We start from the raw sequence: 14,981 nt of genomic DNA, 5'->3' as shown, positions 1-14,981 counted from the left end.
CTTAGCCGCGGGCCTGCGCCCGCGGCGTCGACGCCGACCCCATCATGCTTCGTTTCGTTTCATTCCGCAGCCTGTTGCTGGCCAGCTTTCTGATCGTCGCCGTCGTGCCCTCGGCCGTGCTGATCCAGCTGCGCAACGAGCTGGGACACGCCGCCTCCACGCTGCGCTCGCATCAGGAGCAAGCCAAGGAATGGCTGGACGCCAACCGCGTGTCGCGCGAGCAATCCATTCAATTCGAACGCGCCACCCGCCAGGCTCAAATCCTGAAAGACCGCGCGCTGGCCAAAACCGCCGCCGGCGCCTGGCAGGAGATCGAGCTGGCGCAACGCAAATTGCAACGCGGCGACGACGACGAGTTGACGCTCAGCGCCCGGGCCATTCTGGCGATCCAGCCGCAACTCCAGGCCCTGCCGGCGCGCGCCGGCGCGCAACGCGACCGCTTGTTCCGCCAGCTGGACCTGCACCTGACCGCGCAAGGCCAATTGATCAACCGCCAACTGGAACAAAGCCAGCGCCAATGGCAGGACTCGATCACGGAAATGCGCCGCACCGCCGACCGCCTGGCCTGGCTGTCGCTGGCCTCCGCGCTGGCGCTGGCGCTGGCGATGACCTTGTTGATCAGCTGGCCGCTGCGCAAGCTGCAAGCCAAGATCGCGCGGATGAGCGACGGGGCGCGGCTGCAGGACTGGCGCCAGTCCGGCCCCGCCGACCTGCAGCGTCTGGCGCGCGAGCTGGCCCAGCTAGACCGCCGGTTGGCGGCGCTGGAAGAACAGAAAGGCCGTTTCTTCCGCCAAGCGTCCCATGAGCTGAAAACGCCGCTGGCCGCCATCCACGAAGCCGCCGCGCTGCTGCGCGAAGAAGTGATAGGACAGCTGTCCGCGCAGCAGCAGGAGATCGTCGCCATCCTGCAGAACAATGCGCAAACCCTGCGTCAGCGCGTGGAAGCCTTATTGCGCTATGATGCCGGCCAATGGCTGTCCGAGACGCTGACCGTGGAAACCTTCGACCTGCCGGCGCTGATTGCGGAGCGGCTGCAGGCCAGCCGTCCGCTATTGCAGGCCAAACGCCTGGCCGCCGACGTCCTGGGCGATGCGGACCGGGTCAACGGCGACCGCTCCAAAGTGGAAACCATTCTGGACAATCTATTGATCAACGCCATCCGCCACAGCCCCGCCGGCAGCGCCTTGAGCCTGCGCCACGGCCGCGACGCCGGCGGCGTCTGGCTGGAAATCCGCGATCAAGGCCCCGGAGTGCCGGACGCCTATCGGGAAAAAATTTTCGAACCGTTCTGGAGCGGCTCGCCGCCGCCGGGCGAACTGCCCGGCACCGGGCTGGGCCTGGCGATGGCGCGCGGCTTCGCCCAATTGATGCGCGGCGAACTGACGCTGGAATCCAAACCTCAGGCCGGCGCCTGCTTCCGCCTGCAGTGGCCGGAACCGGAGAACAAGACATGAAGACATCTCGCTTTTGGGCCCTCAACACGCGCCGGCTGCTTTGGCTGTGCGGCCTGCTGGCCCTGAGCGCCTGCGCTCATCAAGGCCAGCCGGTCGCCGTGCCCGCCGCGCCCATCATACGTTGCCCGGACGCCAACCAGATCCTGCTGCTGCTGAGCCAGACGCGGGAAATCCAGGCGCTGAGCCTGGCCGGACGGGAAAGCTGCGGCAGCGCCCGCTTGCTGACTCTGCTGCAACAGGCGCAGACGGCGGAGAGCCGCGCCGATGTTCAAAAACTGCAGGCCCAATTGGAAAGTCTGCTCGCCAAAACCGATAATCTGGACCCCGCCAGCCAGGGTCTTGCGCGGCTGCCGCTTCAACAGCTGCAGGAAAGACGCAAGCTGGCGGAAGCGCTGGAGCGACAGCAGGCGCAGAACCGCGATCTGCAAAAACGCTACGACGACTTGAACGGCAAGCTCAACGCCTTGCGCGAAGTCGAGCGCGAACTCCAGCTGAAACCCAGCAAAACCAAAGGAGGCCAGCCATGAGCGCCATCGCCCGCATCGTCTTGGTGGACGACGATCCCGATCTGTTGCGCTTGCTCGGCCTTCGCCTCGGCGCCGCCGGCTACGAGGTCGAAGCGCTGGATAGCGCCGAAGCGGCCTTGAACGCGCTGGCGGCCCGCCGTGCCGACTTGCTGCTGACGGACTGGCGCCTGCCCGGCATGGATGGTCTGGAGCTGTTTGAGCAAGTCCGCCAGCGCTACCCCGCGATGCCGGTGATTCTGCTGACCGCCCACGGCACGGTGCCGGACGCCGTGGAAGCGGTCAGCCGCGGCGTATTCGGCTATCTGGTCAAACCCTTCGACGGCAAGGCGCTGCTGGACAAGGTGGCCCAAGGGCTATCGCTGGCGGGCCCCGGACGCGCGGTCGATCAAGCCGCCGCCGGCTGGCGCTCCGGCCTGGTCAGCCGCAGCCCGGCGATGGAGGAACTGCTGGCCGAGGCCCGCATGGTCGCCGCCACCGGCGCCAGCGTGCTCTTGCGCGGCGAAAGCGGCACCGGCAAGGAAGTGCTGGCCAAGGCCATCCACCTGGCCAGCCCGCGCGCCGGCCAGCCCTTCATCGCGGTCAACTGCGGGGCGATTCCGGACAATCTGCTGGAAAGCGAATTGTTCGGCCATGAAAAAGGCTCGTTCACCGGCGCCAACGCGCGCCAGACCGGCCTGATCCAACAGGCGGACGGCGGCACCCTGTTCCTGGACGAGATCGGCGATATGCCGCCGCCGCTGCAGGTCAAACTGCTGCGCGTGCTGCAAGAGCGCGAGGTGCGTCCGGTCGGCGCGACGCGGGCGACCCCGGTGGATATCCGTCTGGTGTCGGCCACGCATCGCGAGCTGGAAGCGCTGATTCAGGAAGGCAGCTTCCGAGAGGACCTGTTCTACCGCCTGAACGTGGTGTCGCTGCGCCTGCCGCCGCTGGCGGAACGCCGCGAAGACATTCCTCTGCTGGCCGCGCATTTCCTGGAAAAAATCGCCACCCGCTATCAAAAGGCCGTCAGCGGTTTCGCCGCCGACGCGCTGGAATACCTGAGCGCGGCGCCCTGGCCGGGCAATATCCGACAATTGGCCAATGTGGTTGAACAATGTTGCGTGCTGACCACCGGCTCTTTGGTAACGCTGGCGCAAGTACAGAAAGCCGTCGCCAGTGAAGAAAGCGCGATTCCGACGCTGGCGGAAGCCAAGCGGCAATTCGAACGCGACTATCTGGAACGCCTGTTGCGGCTGACCGGCGGCAATGTCAGCGACGCCGCGCGCCTGGCGGACCGCAACCGCACCGAGTTTTACCGCTTGCTGCAAAAACACGAACTGACGCCGGCCGCCTTCAAGCTGGAATAAGCACGGCGACGCGATCGGCGTGACGGAAACGGAGCGCCTCTACGCCTGTCGCCGATCGGCGACAGGCAAAATCCCAAGCAAATCAAAGCCCTGCCCATCTCCACCGACATTCTGTCGCCTAACGGCGACAGAATGGCCGCTTCCTGCAAGCGAACTCAAGCCAAAAAAAGCACAAGGCTTTGAAAAATAAGAAAAAACCAAAGCTGGCACGCCTTTTGCCATAGGGAAAGCGCAAATGATCGAAGCGCGGCAGACTCAAGCGCAAGCGATGTGACTCACTCTCTCGAAAAGGTTAATCCCATGAAGAAATCCACTCTTGCCATTGCTCTGATGACTTCCCTGTTCGCCGGCGCCAGCTGGGCGGCTCAAGACGCCAGCGCTCCGGCTGAACAAGCTCAACGCGCCACCGCCGCCAAGGGCGATGCCAGCGCTCCGGCCGAACAAGCTCAACGCGCCACCGCCGCCAAGGGCGACGCCAGCGCTCCGGCCGAACAAGCTCAACGCGCCACCGCCGCCAAGGGCGACGCCAGCGCACCGGCCGAACAAGCTCAACGCGCCACCGCCGCCAAGGCTGACGCCAGCGCCCCGGCTGAACAAGCTCAACGCGCCACCGCCGCCAAAGGCGACGCCAGCGCCCCGGCCGAACAAGCTCAACGCGCCACCGCCGCCAAGGGCGACGCCAGCGCCCCGGCCGAACAAGCTCAACGCGCCACCGCCGCCAAAGGCGACGCCAGCGCGGCTGAAGCCCTGATCGCCGAAGCCGCGCCGAGCGCCGCCGCCGGCCTGAATCAGGCGGTGCAGGAAGCCGTGACCAAAGCCGCAGCCCAGGTTGGCGCCAATATCCAGACCAGCGTGAAGGCCGGCGAAGTCACCCTGAGCGGCACCGCGCCCAGCGAAGAAGCGCTGCGCCGCGTAGCCGAAGAAGCCTCCCGCGTGCCGGGCGTGACCGCGGTTCGCACCAACGTCACCCTCAAAGCCGCAGGCTAAACCCCTCTAGTTCGTCGGCGCGCTGCCCGTCTGGCTCGCTTGCCCTAAGTACAGCAGCGCCGACCCTCGCTTTACCCGGAGTCGTCCCAAGGAACGCACGCAAGTGTGCCCGCCTCCATTCGCCGCCCTTCTGGGCGGCCTTTTTTTATTCGCGGGCGCTATCGTTTTCCGCCGGCCCACACCGCTGCAGCGGCTTCGTCCCTGCTCATATAGCGGTTGATCAGACGCAGCATGGTGCCGTCGCGGTTCATGCCGTCAACCAACTGGCGCCAGGCTCTGGCTTCGCTGTCGGGGAAAGCCCGCTTGGTCAACACCAGGCTGCGCGGGCTGGGCGCGTCGTCCTTCTCCCAGTCCGCCACTTTCACCCTGTCTTCCAAACCGTGTTGTCTGATTTTCTGCCGATACACCATGGGCGTGGAGAAAATGCCCGCAACGCGGCGCTGGTCCAGCATGCGGAACAGGACATCCTCCTCCGCCACTTCCACCAAACGGCGCTGCACGCCCAATTGCAAGACCAAGGGATCGAAATAACGGCTGGTGCTGTAACTGCGCACAATGGCCCAGCGGCTGGATGGAGCATCCTGGATGAAGGACTCCATCGAGCGGATGGAGTCGGGCACGTCTATCGATAAAATCGCGTACTGACGCAGCTGGATGTAGTTGAAAAACCAATAGATTTTGCTGCGTTCCGGAGTCTCGATCGCGGAACCGGTCATATCCAGCGAGCCGGCCTCCAGTTCCTGCCAGATGCGAGCCCGCGGCATCACCACGAACTCGAACTCGCAACCGCTGCGCCGCCGCAATTCCTCCGCCACGTCTCGATCCAAGCCGCGGCCGGCGCTGTAGAACTGGCCGATCTCGTAAAAAGCGAAACGGATCGGCCGCTGCGGACACGACACGCCGCCATGAGCGCCGCCGGCCCAGCAGGCCGCCAGCAACAGACATGCTCGCGCCAGTCCTGTTTTCACGGTGGGTACGCCTCCCGGCCATGCCGGATTCATCGCCATGCCCAGCGCACGGCACTCCCCACTATAGGCAAAGCGCCGCCGGCTTTAAGAGCCGGCTCGCGTTTTCAGAACTTCATCAGGCTCTTCAAGGCGAGACGCACGCCCTCGCTCACCGTCACCTCGGCCGGCAGGCCCTTGGTGGCGGCCGCGGCCTCCTTCTCGTTGTAACCCAAGGCCAGCAAGGCGTTGACGATGTCGCCCTTCTCATCCGGCGTGGCGGCGAAAGCCAGGCCCCCCGGCGCGGTCAGCGTGCTGCCGGTGGCCAATTTGCCGCGCAGCTCCAGCACCAGACGCTCGGCGGTCTTCTTGCCTATGCCCGGCACCGCGGACAAGCGCTTGATGTCTTCGCTGGCCACCGCCACCGCCAGTTCATCGGTGGTCATGCCGGACAGAATGGCCAGGGCGATCTTGGCGCCGATGCCGGTCACCTTGACCAGTTGCCGGAAGGTCTGTCTATCCTCCTTGCTGGCGAAGCCGAACAGCAGATGGGCGTCTTCCCGCACCACCAGATGGGTGAACAGCGTGGTTTTCTGACCCAAGGCCGGTAATTGATAAAAAGTGGTCATCGGCACATCGACTTCATAGCCGACCCCGTTGACGTCCAGCACCACTTGCGGGGGCAGTTTTTCGATGAGATTGCCGCTCAGGCGTCCAATCATGTTCCGGTTCTTTCTTCAAGCGATTACAGGCGCGTCGGCTAGACCAGCCGGCCGCCGCGAATTTTCAGGCCGCTCTGCGCCAGCTGGCCCAAGGCGCCGGCACTGAGATTGGCGTGCGCCAAGGCCACCGCCAGCGCGTCGGCGGCGTCGGCCTGGGGCGTGCCGGACAAATTAAGCATCCGCACCACCATGTGCTGCACCTGCTCCTTGGCGGCCTTGCCGTGACCGGCGACGGACTGCTTGACCTGCAGCGCGGTGTATTCCGCCACCGGCAGGTCCCGCAACACCAGCGCGCTGATGCAGGCGCCGCGCGCCTGACCCAGCATCAGCGTGGCCGCCGGATTGACGTTGACGAACACTTGCTCGATCGCCGCCGCCTGTGGTTGGTAGGTGTCGATCACGCCGAACAGGCCGTCGACGATCACGCGGATGCGATCGCTCAAAGGCGCGCCCGGCGGCGTGCGGATGCAGCCGGAGGCCACGTAATGGCGTTGCTGGCCGACCAGATCGATCACCCCGAAGCCGGTGATGCGGCTGCCGGGGTCGATGCCGAGGATGCGGCGCGCGCCGGGAAGAAGCTGAGCCGACATCGCCTCAGCCCGGGACGGCGCGCAATTGCGCATCCAACTGCCGCAATTGCTGCGGCGTGCCCACATTGTGCCAGACGCCGTTGAAATACTCGCCGCTGGCCCGTCCGGCCGCGATCGCGGCGTCGTAAAACGGACGCATCGGCGCGAAGCGGCCTGCGGAAAGGCCGGCGAACATGCGGGTATCGTAAAGGCCGATGCTGGAGAAGGTCAGCTTGCGCTCGCCGTCGGCGCGCAGGCCGCCGTCCGGCTCCAAGGCGAAATCCCCGCCCGCGTGGAAAACCGGATTGTCCGTCATCACCAGGTGCATGCCCGGTTCCTCAAGCCCCTCCAGCGCGTCCAGCCGCGGCAGCAGGCTTGCGTAGTCGTAATCGGTATAAATGTCCGCCGCCACGCACAGAAAAGCGCGCTCCCGTCCCGCCCGCAAGCTGGGCAAGGCCTTGGCGATGCCGCCTGCGGTTTCCAGGGGCTCGCCCTCGGCGGAATAGGCGATGCGCGCGCCAAAGCGGCCGCCGTCTCCCAGCACCTGTTCTATCTGCGCGCCAAGCCAGGCGTGATTGATCACGATGTCGGCGAAACCGGCCGCCACCAGGCGCTCGATCTGCCAGACGATCAGGGGCTTGCCGCCCACCTCCAGCAAGGGCTTGGGCGCATGGTCGGTCAGCGGCCGCATCCGCTCGCCGCGGCCGGCCGCCAGAATCATGGCTATCGGCATGCTCATCCCTTGTAGCTCAAGGCCGGGTAGGTCGATTGCAGCTCGTCATCGGTCTGGTCCTTGCCCACCAACTGCAGCAACAGCTGATAGAGCGGCGCCAGTTCCTGGTAACGGCGGGTGGTCCGTTTCAGATACTTGATGAAACGCGGAATCTCGGCGCGGTACTTGTCCTTGCCGTCGCGATGGAACAGACGCGCGAAGATGCCAGCCACTTTCAGGTGGCGCTGCACGCCCATCCATTCGAAATCACGATAGAAGACGTCGAATTCGGCCGGCACCGGCAGGCCGGCGGCGCGCGCCTTTTCCCAGTAGCGGATCGCGATATCGAGCACGAAGGGCTCGTCCCACTCGATGAAAGCGTCGCGCAGCAGGCTGACGATGTCGTAGCTGACCGGGCCGTACACCGCATCCTGGAAATCCAACACCCCGGGCTTGCCCGGCGTCAGCATCAGGTTGCGCACGATGAAATCCCTGTGCACGAACACCTTGGACTGGGCCAGCAACACCGGCAGCAAGGCCTTGACCCCGGCGTCCCACAGCTGGCGTTGCGCGAAATCCAGCGGCCGGCCCAATTCCTTGGCGCAGAACCACTCCGGAAACAGGTTCAACTCGCGCGTCAGCAGCGCTTCGTCGTATTCCGGCAACACTCCCGGCTGACTGGCGGACTGGATCTCCACCAGGGTGTCCAGCGCCTCCAGCAATAGATGGCGCCGCACCTGTTCGCGCCCATCATGCTCCAAGGCGGCCAGATAGGTGACCCGGCCCAGGTCCTCCAGCAGCAGCAGACCCTGCTCTCTATCCCGCGCCAGCAGCTTGGGAACATTGACCATGGCGAAAACGTCGCGCACTTGCACATAGGCGTCGGTGCTCATTTTTTCCGGCGGCGCGTCCATCACGATGCAACTCGCGCCGTCCGGCCAGGTCGCACGGAAGTAGCGCCGGAAGTCGGCATCCGCGGCGGCGAATTCAAGCCCGATGTCCTGTCCCGGGTACAAATCTGCCAGCCATTTTTTGATGAGTTCCTGTCTATGCATGTCGCTTCGTCTTGGTGCTGATAGAATTGGCTGATTTTATACTGCCCCGCCGCCCCTTAGATATGGCTTTGTGCATGCCCAGAATCAAACCCAATCCGCTGGCCCTGGCGCTGGCGGCCGCGTTCTCACTACAGCCGGCGCTGGCGCTGGCCGATGAAGACGCCCCTATCGCCCTGCCCACCCCGCCCAAGGCCGAAGGCCAGACCCACGTCACCGCCGACGATATGGACGGCGAGATGAATGTGGAGCTGAAAGCCCGCGGCAATGTGGTGGTCACCCGCGACGACCAGAAACTGGAGTCCGACTGGCTGGACTATTACCAGAACAAGGACCGGGTCAAGGCCGGCGACCGCTTCAAGATGACGCGCGGCGTCGACGTGGTCACCGGCACCACGCTGGATTACAACGTCGCCAACTACAGCGGCACCGGCATGAACCCGGTGTTCGCCATGGGCAAACCGGCGCCCGCAGCCAAGGGCGCGCCGGCCGCCACCCGTCCGATGAGCACGGTGCCGATGCGCGGCGACGGCCAGCAAGTGGATTTCCGCGGCCAGAACGAGTACCGGGTCTACAACAGCCGCATCAATAGCTGCGAACCCGGCGACGACTCCTGGTATCTGAACTCCTCGCTGCTGGACCTCGACTACAACAACGGCGTCGGCACCGCCCGCAACGCGCGGCTGAATTTCTACGGCGTGCCCATCCTGTACACACCGTGGATGGACTTCCCGCTCAACGGCAACCGCAAGAGCGGTTTCCTGCCGCCCACCTTCAAGACCGGCAGCAACGGCACTGAAGTCGCGCTGCCCTATTACTGGAATATCGCGCCCAACTACGACGCGACCATCACCCCGCATTTCAACGACAAGCACGGCACCATGCTAGGTGCGGAATTCCGCTATCTGCAGCCCAATTACGCCGGCTCGATCTACACCGAACAATTGCCCAAGGACAAGGTCACCGACAAGAATCGCTACGCCTGGTATGCGACCCATGGCCAGACGCTGGCGCCGGGCCTGACTTTCGGCTACAACGCCAACTACGTCTCCGACCCCAACTATTTCAAGGATTTCGGCGACCGTCTCAGCATCGCCACCAACGTCAACCTGGTGCGCGAGGCCTGGCTCAGCTACGGCTTCGGCTGGCAGGGCGGCTCGGCCAACGCCACCTTGCGCGCTCAGCGCTACCAGACCCTGCTGGCAAACCCCTCACCAGGGGACATTCCCTATGCGCGGCTACCGCAGCTGACGTTCAGCGCCAGCCAGCAATTGCCGCAGGGCTTCAGCGCCAATCTGCAAAGCGAGCTGACCCGCTTCTCCCATCCGACTCTGCAAACCGGCGACCGCCTGGTCGCCTATCCCAGCCTGACGTGGAGCCTGGACAAAAGCTGGGGCTTTCTGCGTCCCAAGCTTGGCCTGCACCTGACCGAATATAATCTGGACGCGCTGCCCGGCCAGCAAAGCCGTTCGGTGTCGCGCAGCCTGCCCATTTTCAGCACCGACGCCGGCCTCTATTTCGACCGCGATACCGAGTTTCTGGGCCAGGACCATCTGCTGACGCTGGAGCCGCGTCTGTTCTACGTCAATATCCCGACTCGCAGCCAGAACAATCTGCCCAACTTCGACACCTCGGAAAACGATTTCAATTTTGCGCAGTTGTTCACCGAAAACCGCTTCTCCGGCTCCGACCGCATCAACGGCGCCAATCAGCTGACCACGGCGTTGACCAGCCGCCTGATCAGCCAGCAAAACGGCCTGGAACGAATCCGTCTGACCGTGGGCAAACGCTATTATTTCAATCAGGACGACATCTCCCTGACCGGCGTGCCGCAACAGCGCACCGTCAGCGGCTCCAATCTGCTGCTGGGCGCCAGCGGCGATCTGGCCCAGGGCTGGCGCTTGGACAGCTCCTATGAGTGGAACGAGGCGCTGAAAACCACCGAACGCTACAATGCCCAGCTGCGCTACAACCCGGCGCCCGGCAAGGTGCTCAGCGCGCGCTATCGCTACGGCCGCTACGAACAGCAGGACAACTCATCAAAGTACGGCCCCTTGCGTCAGGTCGACATCGGCGCCCAATGGCCTATCGCCAAGAAATGGTATGCGCTGGGCCGCTACAACTATTCGCTGGCCGACCGCAAGCCGCTGGAACAACTGGCCGGATTCGAGTACAACGACGGTTGCTGGTCGGCGCGCCTGGTCGGTCAGCGCTATGTCAGCGACCTGACCACCACCAAGAACGCCATTTATTTCCAGCTGGAATTCAAGGGCCTTGGCGGCTTCGGCAACAATCCGCTCAACACGCTGAAGCTGGCGATTCCCGGCTATAGCAAGACTAACGATTTATAAGCGATGATCATGAAACAGACTCTGCTCGCCCTGCTGCTGGCCGGCGCCCTGCAAGGCGCCGTCGCCGCTCCCGCCGCCCCGGTCAAAGAAGTGGACCGCATCGTCGCGGTGGTCAACAAGAACGTGATCACCTGGCTGGATCTGCAATCCCGCGTCGACGAAGCCATCAAACAGCTGCAAGCGCAGAAAGTGACGCCGCCGGCGCGCGCCGTGCTGGAAAAACAGATGCTGGAACAGATGATCACCGAGGAGGTTCAGCTGCAGTACGCCGCCAGCGGCGGCCTGCGCATCGACGACGCCGCGGTGGATCAGGCGGTGGCCAATCTGGCCAAGCAGAACAAGATGGACGTGGCCGGCCTGAAAGCCCAGCTGGCCAAGGAAGGCCTGGCCTTCGACAAACTGCGCGCCGAAGTGCGCAAGGAACTGACCATCGCGCGCCTGCGTGACAGCGAAGTCGCCGCCAAGGTCAACGTCAACGAGACCGAAGTCGATCAGGTGCTGAAAAGCGCGCAGAGCGGCAACCGCGCCGAATACCACCTGGCCAGCATCCTGATCAACGTGCCGGAACGCGCCGACGCCAAGCAGATCGACGCGCTGTCGAAGAAGGCCGAGAAAGCGCTGACGGATCTGGAGGCCGGCCAAGCCTTCGCCAAGGTATCGGCCAGCTACTCCGACGCCCCCAATGCGCTGAAAGGCGGCGACATGGGCTGGCGCAGCGCGGTGTCGCTGCCGGTTGAGTTCGTGCAGATGCTGGAACAGCTGAAAACCGGCCAGCACACCAATGTGATCCGCACCCAGCAAGGCTTCTTCATCTTCCAATTGCAGGACAAACGCGACAGCGGCGCGCCGCTGATGGTGGAGCAATACCATGTGCGCCACATCCTGATCCGCACCAACGAGGCGGTGTCGGCCAACGACGCCAAAACCCGCATCGAACAGGTGCGCGACCGCATCCAGCGCGGCGCCAAGTTCGCCGACATGGCCAAGCTCTACTCCGAAGACGGCAGCAACGCCAAGGGCGGCGATCTGGGCTGGGTCAATCTGGGCGATCTGGTGCCGGATTTTGAGAGCGCGATGACGCAACTGCCTATCGGCCAATTGTCGCCGGCGGTGCGCACGCCCTTCGGCTGGCATTTGATCCTGGTGGAAGGCAAGCGCAATCAAGACGTGTCCGGCGACCGCGAGCGGCTGGCGGTCAAACAACAGATCCGCTCCCGCAAGATCGAACAGGCGTACGCCGACTGGGTGCGCCAGCTGCGCGACTCCGCCTTCGTCGAAGAACGGCTGGACGAGAAGTAAGATGAGCCTCCCCATATTGGCCGTCACCACCGGAGAACCGGCCGGCGTGGGGCCGGATCTGGCGCTGCGGCTGACGGAGGCCGGCGTCGGCGCACGCTGCGTGCTGATCGGCGACAAGACCTTGCTGGCCGCGCGCGCGCGGCAGCTGGGCCTCTCGCTTTCGCTGTACGATTACGCGCCGGACACGCCCGCGCCGGCGCAAGGGCTGGAAGTTTGCCATGTGCCGCTGGCGGTTCCGGCCGTTCCCGGCCGGCTGGACCCGGCCAACGCCGGCTATGTGCTGGCGACGCTGGACCGCGCCATCGACGGCTGCCTTAGCGGCGAATTCGCCGCCATGGTAACCGCGCCGGTGCACAAGGGCGTCATCAACGACGGCGGCGTCGCCTTCTCCGGCCACACCGAATACCTGGCCGAGCGCACGCACACGCCCAAGGTGGTGATGATGTTGGCCGGCGGCGGCATGCGCGTGGCGCTGGCCACCACCCATCTGCCGCTGCGGGACGTCGCCGACGCCATCACCGCGGACAGCCTGGAGCAGGTCATCCGCATCCTGCACGGGGATCTGCGCGCCAAGTTCGGCATCGCCGCGCCGCGCGTGCTGGTGGCGGGCCTGAATCCGCACGCGGGCGAAGGCGGCCATCTGGGGCGCGAGGAAATCGAGGTCATCGAACCGCTGCTGGCGCGGCTGCGCGGCGAGGGCATGGACCTGATCGGCCCCTTGCCGGCCGACACCCTGTTCAACCCCGACAAGCTGCGGCGCTGCGACGCGGTGCTGGCGATGTATCACGATCAAGGCTTGCCGGTGCTCAAACACGCCAGCTTCGGCGCCGGCATCAATATCACCCTGGGCCTGCCCATCGTCCGCACCTCGGTCGACCACGGCACCGCGCTGGATCTGGCCGGCAGCGGTCAGGCCCACCCGGGCAGTCTGTTCGAGGCCGTGCAGCTGGCGGCGCAACTGGCCGCCTCCGCCGCGAACTGACTCAGCGGACGATCACCTCGTCCGGCAACTCGTTGACGCTGGGCCCGCCTCGGAGCGGCGCATGCTCGATCAACAAAGCGTGTATCCGCCACAAGCCGGCCTCCAGGCCGGCCACTCGCTTGCCTTCCGCCATCGCGCGTCCGACTTCGGCGCAAATCTCCTCCCAGGCCCGCGACGGCACCCGCCGGTCTATGCCGCGATCGGCGACGATTTCAATGCGGCGCTCCGCCAGCAACACATACACCAGCACGCCGGTGTTCTCCTCGGTGTCCCATACCCTCAGCAGGCCGAACCACTCCAGCGCCCGTTCTCGAGCGCTCATGCCGCGCCAGGCGTCGCGCCAATCCAGCGCCGACTCCACCACAAAGCGCAGTTGGCCGGCATGTTCGCGTTCCGAAGCCGCGATGCCTTGCTGCAAACGCGCCAGTTCCGCGGCGGGAAAACGCCGTCGCGCCAAGTAGCCGGTGCTGGCCAGATGACGCAGCGCTCTATGCCATGATTTCCACATCACCAATCTCCCGAAGCGCCGCCGCCGCCAAATCCCCCGCCGCCGCCGGACCAGCCGCCTCCGCGGCCGCCGCTGCTTCCGCCGCGCCAACTCCCGCCGCCTCCGCCGCCGAACGACAAGCCGTGGGCGCCGATCACCAGGCACAGGAGCGCCGCCACCGCCCCGGCCAGCAAGGCGAACACGATGCCTGCGCCCAGCAGCAAGGCCGCGGCGACGCCCAGGCCGCCCATGATGAGGCTGCCGATCAAGCGTCCGAACAGGCGGCTGACGACGCCGGCGCCGAACAAGACCGCGAACGCCAGCGCCGGCCAACTGTCTTCCCAGCCCTGCTGCTGAGTCCGCGTCAGCGGGGGCAGCTTTTCGCCGTCGATCAGGCCTTCCAGCTGCGACGCCGCCGCTTGAATGCCCTGAAAGCGCAACCCCTGCTTGAACAGAGGCCTCAGCGTGTCCTGCAGAATGCGCTTGGCGTAGATGTCGGGAATCGCGCCCTCCAGGCCGCGGCCCACCAACAACTGGGTCTTGTGCTGATCCGCCACGATCAGCAGCAGCACGCCGTCGTCCACCCCCTTGCGCCCCAGCTTCCAGGCGTCCATCACCCGGGTGCCGTAGTCAAAAGGCGTTTCCGGCTCCACCGACGGCACGATCAAGACCGCCAGCTGACTGCCTTTGCGCTGATGAAAGCTCAGCAATTGCCGTTCCAATTGTCCGCGCTCGTCCGCCGATAAAAAACCGGCCAGATCCACCACCGGCGAACTGGGCGGCGGCACCGCCAGTTCCGCCCGCGCCAACTGCGCGCACAGCAGCAACGCGATGCCCAAGCAACGCCATAGCGCCCTCATCTTATTTGCTCGCCTCCGGCTCGCCGAAGCTGACCTGCGGCGCGGTGGAAATGGCCTTCTCGTTCTCCACGGTGAAATTCGGCCGGGTCTTCAGGCTGAACATCATCGCGGTCAGATTATTGGGAAAGGTCCGCACCGTGCTGTTGTACGCCTGCACCGAATCGATATAACGCTTGCGCGCCAAGGTGATGCGATTCTCGGTGCCCTCCAGCTGCGCCTGCAGATCACGGAAGGATTGATCCGCCTTCAGCTGCGGATAGTTTTCCGACACCACCAGCAAGCGGGACAAGGCCGAGCCCAGCTGATTCTGCGCCGCGGCGAAATCATTGAGCTTTTTCTCGTCCGTCGCCATCGATGCATCCATCTGGATGCTGCCCACCCGCGCCCGCGCGGCGGTGACTTGGGTCAGCACCTCTTTTTCATGCTTGGCGTAGCCTTGCACCGTCTTGACCAGATTGGGAATCAGATCCGCGCGCCGCTGGTATTGATTGATCACCTCGGACCAGGCCGCGTTGGCCGCCTCGTCCTGAGTCTGCATCGCGTTGTAACCGCAGCCGCTCAGCGACGCCGCCAATAACAAAGCCATCGCCCACTTCTTCCACATCATCCTGTTCTCCATTCCCGTCGTGGCTGCGCCATCCCGATCAGCGCAACGCGTTCGAGCTTCAGTTTACCCATAAAAAGCATAA

15 protein-coding genes are annotated in these 14,981 nt (G+C 64.9%); 7 read left to right on the top strand and 8 right to left on the bottom strand.

Annotated elements, in window-relative coordinates; genetic code table 11:
• The first annotated feature begins 44 nt into the window (after window positions 1–44).
• The 4 genes from JC616_RS02415 (at window position 45) to JC616_RS02400 (ending at window position 4,314) form a co-directional block, all read left to right on the top strand.
• A complete protein-coding gene (locus tag JC616_RS02415) occupies window positions 45–1,454 on the top strand; it encodes an ATP-binding protein (RefSeq protein WP_107797912.1) in 1,410 nt (469 codons plus the stop codon).
• Complete coding sequence (locus JC616_RS02410; protein ID WP_227106559.1) at window positions 1,451–1,981, top strand: hypothetical protein; 531 nt, start codon at window positions 1,451–1,453, stop codon at window positions 1,979–1,981. Before JC616_RS02415 ends, JC616_RS02410 begins: the two co-directional genes overlap by 4 nt.
• Window positions 1,978–3,327, top strand: a complete 1,350-nt coding sequence (locus JC616_RS02405) for a sigma 54-interacting transcriptional regulator (protein WP_107797910.1) — start codon at window positions 1,978–1,980, stop codon at window positions 3,325–3,327. The genes JC616_RS02410 and JC616_RS02405 overlap by 4 nt, the downstream gene beginning before the upstream one ends.
• 300 nt (window positions 3,328–3,627) lie before the next feature.
• Window positions 3,628–4,314, top strand: coding sequence for a BON domain-containing protein (locus JC616_RS02400; RefSeq protein ID WP_227106557.1), 687 nt, complete (start codon window positions 3,628–3,630; stop codon window positions 4,312–4,314).
• 158 nt (window positions 4,315–4,472) lie between these two features.
• On the opposite strand, the gene JC616_RS02395 is transcribed toward JC616_RS02400, so the two are convergent.
• The 5 genes from JC616_RS02395 to amgK form a co-directional block, all read right to left on the bottom strand.
• Window positions 4,473–5,282, bottom strand: a complete 810-nt coding sequence (locus tag JC616_RS02395; protein WP_227106555.1) for a substrate-binding periplasmic protein — start codon at window positions 5,280–5,282, stop codon at window positions 4,473–4,475.
• Between the two features lie 104 nt (window positions 5,283–5,386).
• Complete coding sequence (gene ruvA, locus JC616_RS02390) at window positions 5,387–5,980, bottom strand: Holliday junction branch migration protein RuvA (RefSeq protein WP_107797902.1); 594 nt, start codon at window positions 5,978–5,980, stop codon at window positions 5,387–5,389.
• A 38-nt stretch (window positions 5,981–6,018) separates the two neighbouring features.
• Window positions 6,019–6,570, bottom strand: coding sequence for a crossover junction endodeoxyribonuclease RuvC (ruvC, locus tag JC616_RS02385; protein WP_227106553.1), 552 nt, complete (start codon window positions 6,568–6,570; stop codon window positions 6,019–6,021).
• Between the two features lie 4 nt (window positions 6,571–6,574).
• Entirely contained in the window at window positions 6,575–7,282 is a 708-nt protein-coding gene (murU, locus tag JC616_RS02380; protein ID WP_227106551.1) for an N-acetylmuramate alpha-1-phosphate uridylyltransferase MurU, read from the bottom strand.
• A 2-nt stretch (window positions 7,283–7,284) separates the two neighbouring features.
• Window positions 7,285–8,316 carry an N-acetylmuramate/N-acetylglucosamine kinase AmgK gene (gene amgK / locus JC616_RS02375; RefSeq protein ID WP_227106549.1) on the bottom strand — a complete coding sequence of 344 codons (1,032 nt, stop codon included), beginning with the start codon at window positions 8,314–8,316 and terminating at the stop codon, window positions 7,285–7,287.
• Between the two features lie 74 nt (window positions 8,317–8,390).
• Here amgK and JC616_RS02370 point away from each other — a divergent pair, with 74 nt between their 5' ends.
• The 3 genes from JC616_RS02370 to pdxA are packed head-to-tail and all read left to right on the top strand — an operon-like array spanning window position 8,391 to window position 12,945.
• On the top strand, window positions 8,391–10,664 hold the full coding sequence (locus JC616_RS02370; protein WP_107797899.1) for an LPS-assembly protein LptD: 2,274 nt from the start codon (window positions 8,391–8,393) through the stop codon (window positions 10,662–10,664).
• 9 nt (window positions 10,665–10,673) lie between these two features.
• Window positions 10,674–11,963, top strand: a complete 1,290-nt coding sequence (locus tag JC616_RS02365) for a peptidylprolyl isomerase (protein ID WP_227106548.1) — start codon at window positions 10,674–10,676, stop codon at window positions 11,961–11,963.
• A gap of 1 nt (window position 11,964) precedes the next feature.
• Complete coding sequence (gene pdxA, locus JC616_RS02360; RefSeq protein ID WP_227106547.1) at window positions 11,965–12,945, top strand: 4-hydroxythreonine-4-phosphate dehydrogenase PdxA; 981 nt, start codon at window positions 11,965–11,967, stop codon at window positions 12,943–12,945.
• 1 nt (window position 12,946) lies between these two features.
• Here the strand turns inward: pdxA and JC616_RS02355 are convergent, their stop codons facing one another.
• The 3 genes from JC616_RS02355 to JC616_RS02345 are packed head-to-tail and all read right to left on the bottom strand — an operon-like array spanning window position 12,947 to window position 14,896.
• On the bottom strand, window positions 12,947–13,453 hold the full coding sequence (locus tag JC616_RS02355; protein ID WP_227106546.1) for a TPM domain-containing protein: 507 nt from the start codon (window positions 13,451–13,453) through the stop codon (window positions 12,947–12,949).
• Window positions 13,453–14,292 carry a TPM domain-containing protein gene (locus JC616_RS02350; RefSeq protein ID WP_227106545.1) on the bottom strand — a complete coding sequence of 280 codons (840 nt, stop codon included), beginning with the start codon at window positions 14,290–14,292 and terminating at the stop codon, window positions 13,453–13,455. The genes JC616_RS02355 and JC616_RS02350 overlap by 1 nt, the downstream gene beginning before the upstream one ends.
• 1 nt (window position 14,293) lies before the next feature.
• Window positions 14,294–14,896 carry a LemA family protein gene (locus JC616_RS02345; RefSeq protein WP_227108514.1) on the bottom strand — a complete coding sequence of 201 codons (603 nt, stop codon included), beginning with the start codon at window positions 14,894–14,896 and terminating at the stop codon, window positions 14,294–14,296.
• Window positions 14,897–14,981 lie beyond the last annotated feature (85 nt).

The sequence above is a fragment of the Chromobacterium rhizoryzae genome, assembly GCF_020544465.1.
Classification (GTDB): Bacteria; Pseudomonadota; Gammaproteobacteria; order Burkholderiales; family Chromobacteriaceae; genus Chromobacterium.
The sequence above is the reverse complement of the archived record's forward strand: the minus strand, read 5'-3'. Positions and strand labels throughout refer to the sequence as shown.

Coding starts and splice junctions, on each gene's coding strand:
- JC616_RS02405 (WP_107797910.1), top strand. CDS start 1,978: ATGAGCGCCATCGCCCGCATCGTCTTGGTGGACGACGATCCCGATCTG.
- pdxA (WP_227106547.1), top strand. CDS start 11,965: ATGAGCCTCCCCATATTGGCCGTCACCACCGGAGAACCGGCCGGCGTG.
- murU (WP_227106551.1), bottom strand. CDS start 7,282: ATGCCGATAGCCATGATTCTGGCGGCCGGCCGCGGCGAGCGGATGCGG.
- ruvC (WP_227106553.1), bottom strand. CDS start 6,570: ATGTCGGCTCAGCTTCTTCCCGGCGCGCGCCGCATCCTCGGCATCGAC.
- ruvA (WP_107797902.1), bottom strand. CDS start 5,980: ATGATTGGACGCCTGAGCGGCAATCTCATCGAAAAACTGCCCCCGCAA.
- JC616_RS02410 (WP_227106559.1), top strand. CDS start 1,451: ATGAAGACATCTCGCTTTTGGGCCCTCAACACGCGCCGGCTGCTTTGG.
- JC616_RS02370 (WP_107797899.1), top strand. CDS start 8,391: ATGCCCAGAATCAAACCCAATCCGCTGGCCCTGGCGCTGGCGGCCGCG.
- JC616_RS02400 (WP_227106557.1), top strand. CDS start 3,628: ATGAAGAAATCCACTCTTGCCATTGCTCTGATGACTTCCCTGTTCGCC.
- JC616_RS02365 (WP_227106548.1), top strand. CDS start 10,674: ATGAAACAGACTCTGCTCGCCCTGCTGCTGGCCGGCGCCCTGCAAGGC.
- amgK (WP_227106549.1), bottom strand. CDS start 8,316: ATGCATAGACAGGAACTCATCAAAAAATGGCTGGCAGATTTGTACCCG.
- JC616_RS02355 (WP_227106546.1), bottom strand. CDS start 13,453: ATGTGGAAATCATGGCATAGAGCGCTGCGTCATCTGGCCAGCACCGGC.
- JC616_RS02350 (WP_227106545.1), bottom strand. CDS start 14,292: ATGAGGGCGCTATGGCGTTGCTTGGGCATCGCGTTGCTGCTGTGCGCG.
- JC616_RS02345 (WP_227108514.1), bottom strand. CDS start 14,896: ATGTGGAAGAAGTGGGCGATGGCTTTGTTATTGGCGGCGTCGCTGAGC.
- JC616_RS02415 (WP_107797912.1), top strand. CDS start 45: ATGCTTCGTTTCGTTTCATTCCGCAGCCTGTTGCTGGCCAGCTTTCTG.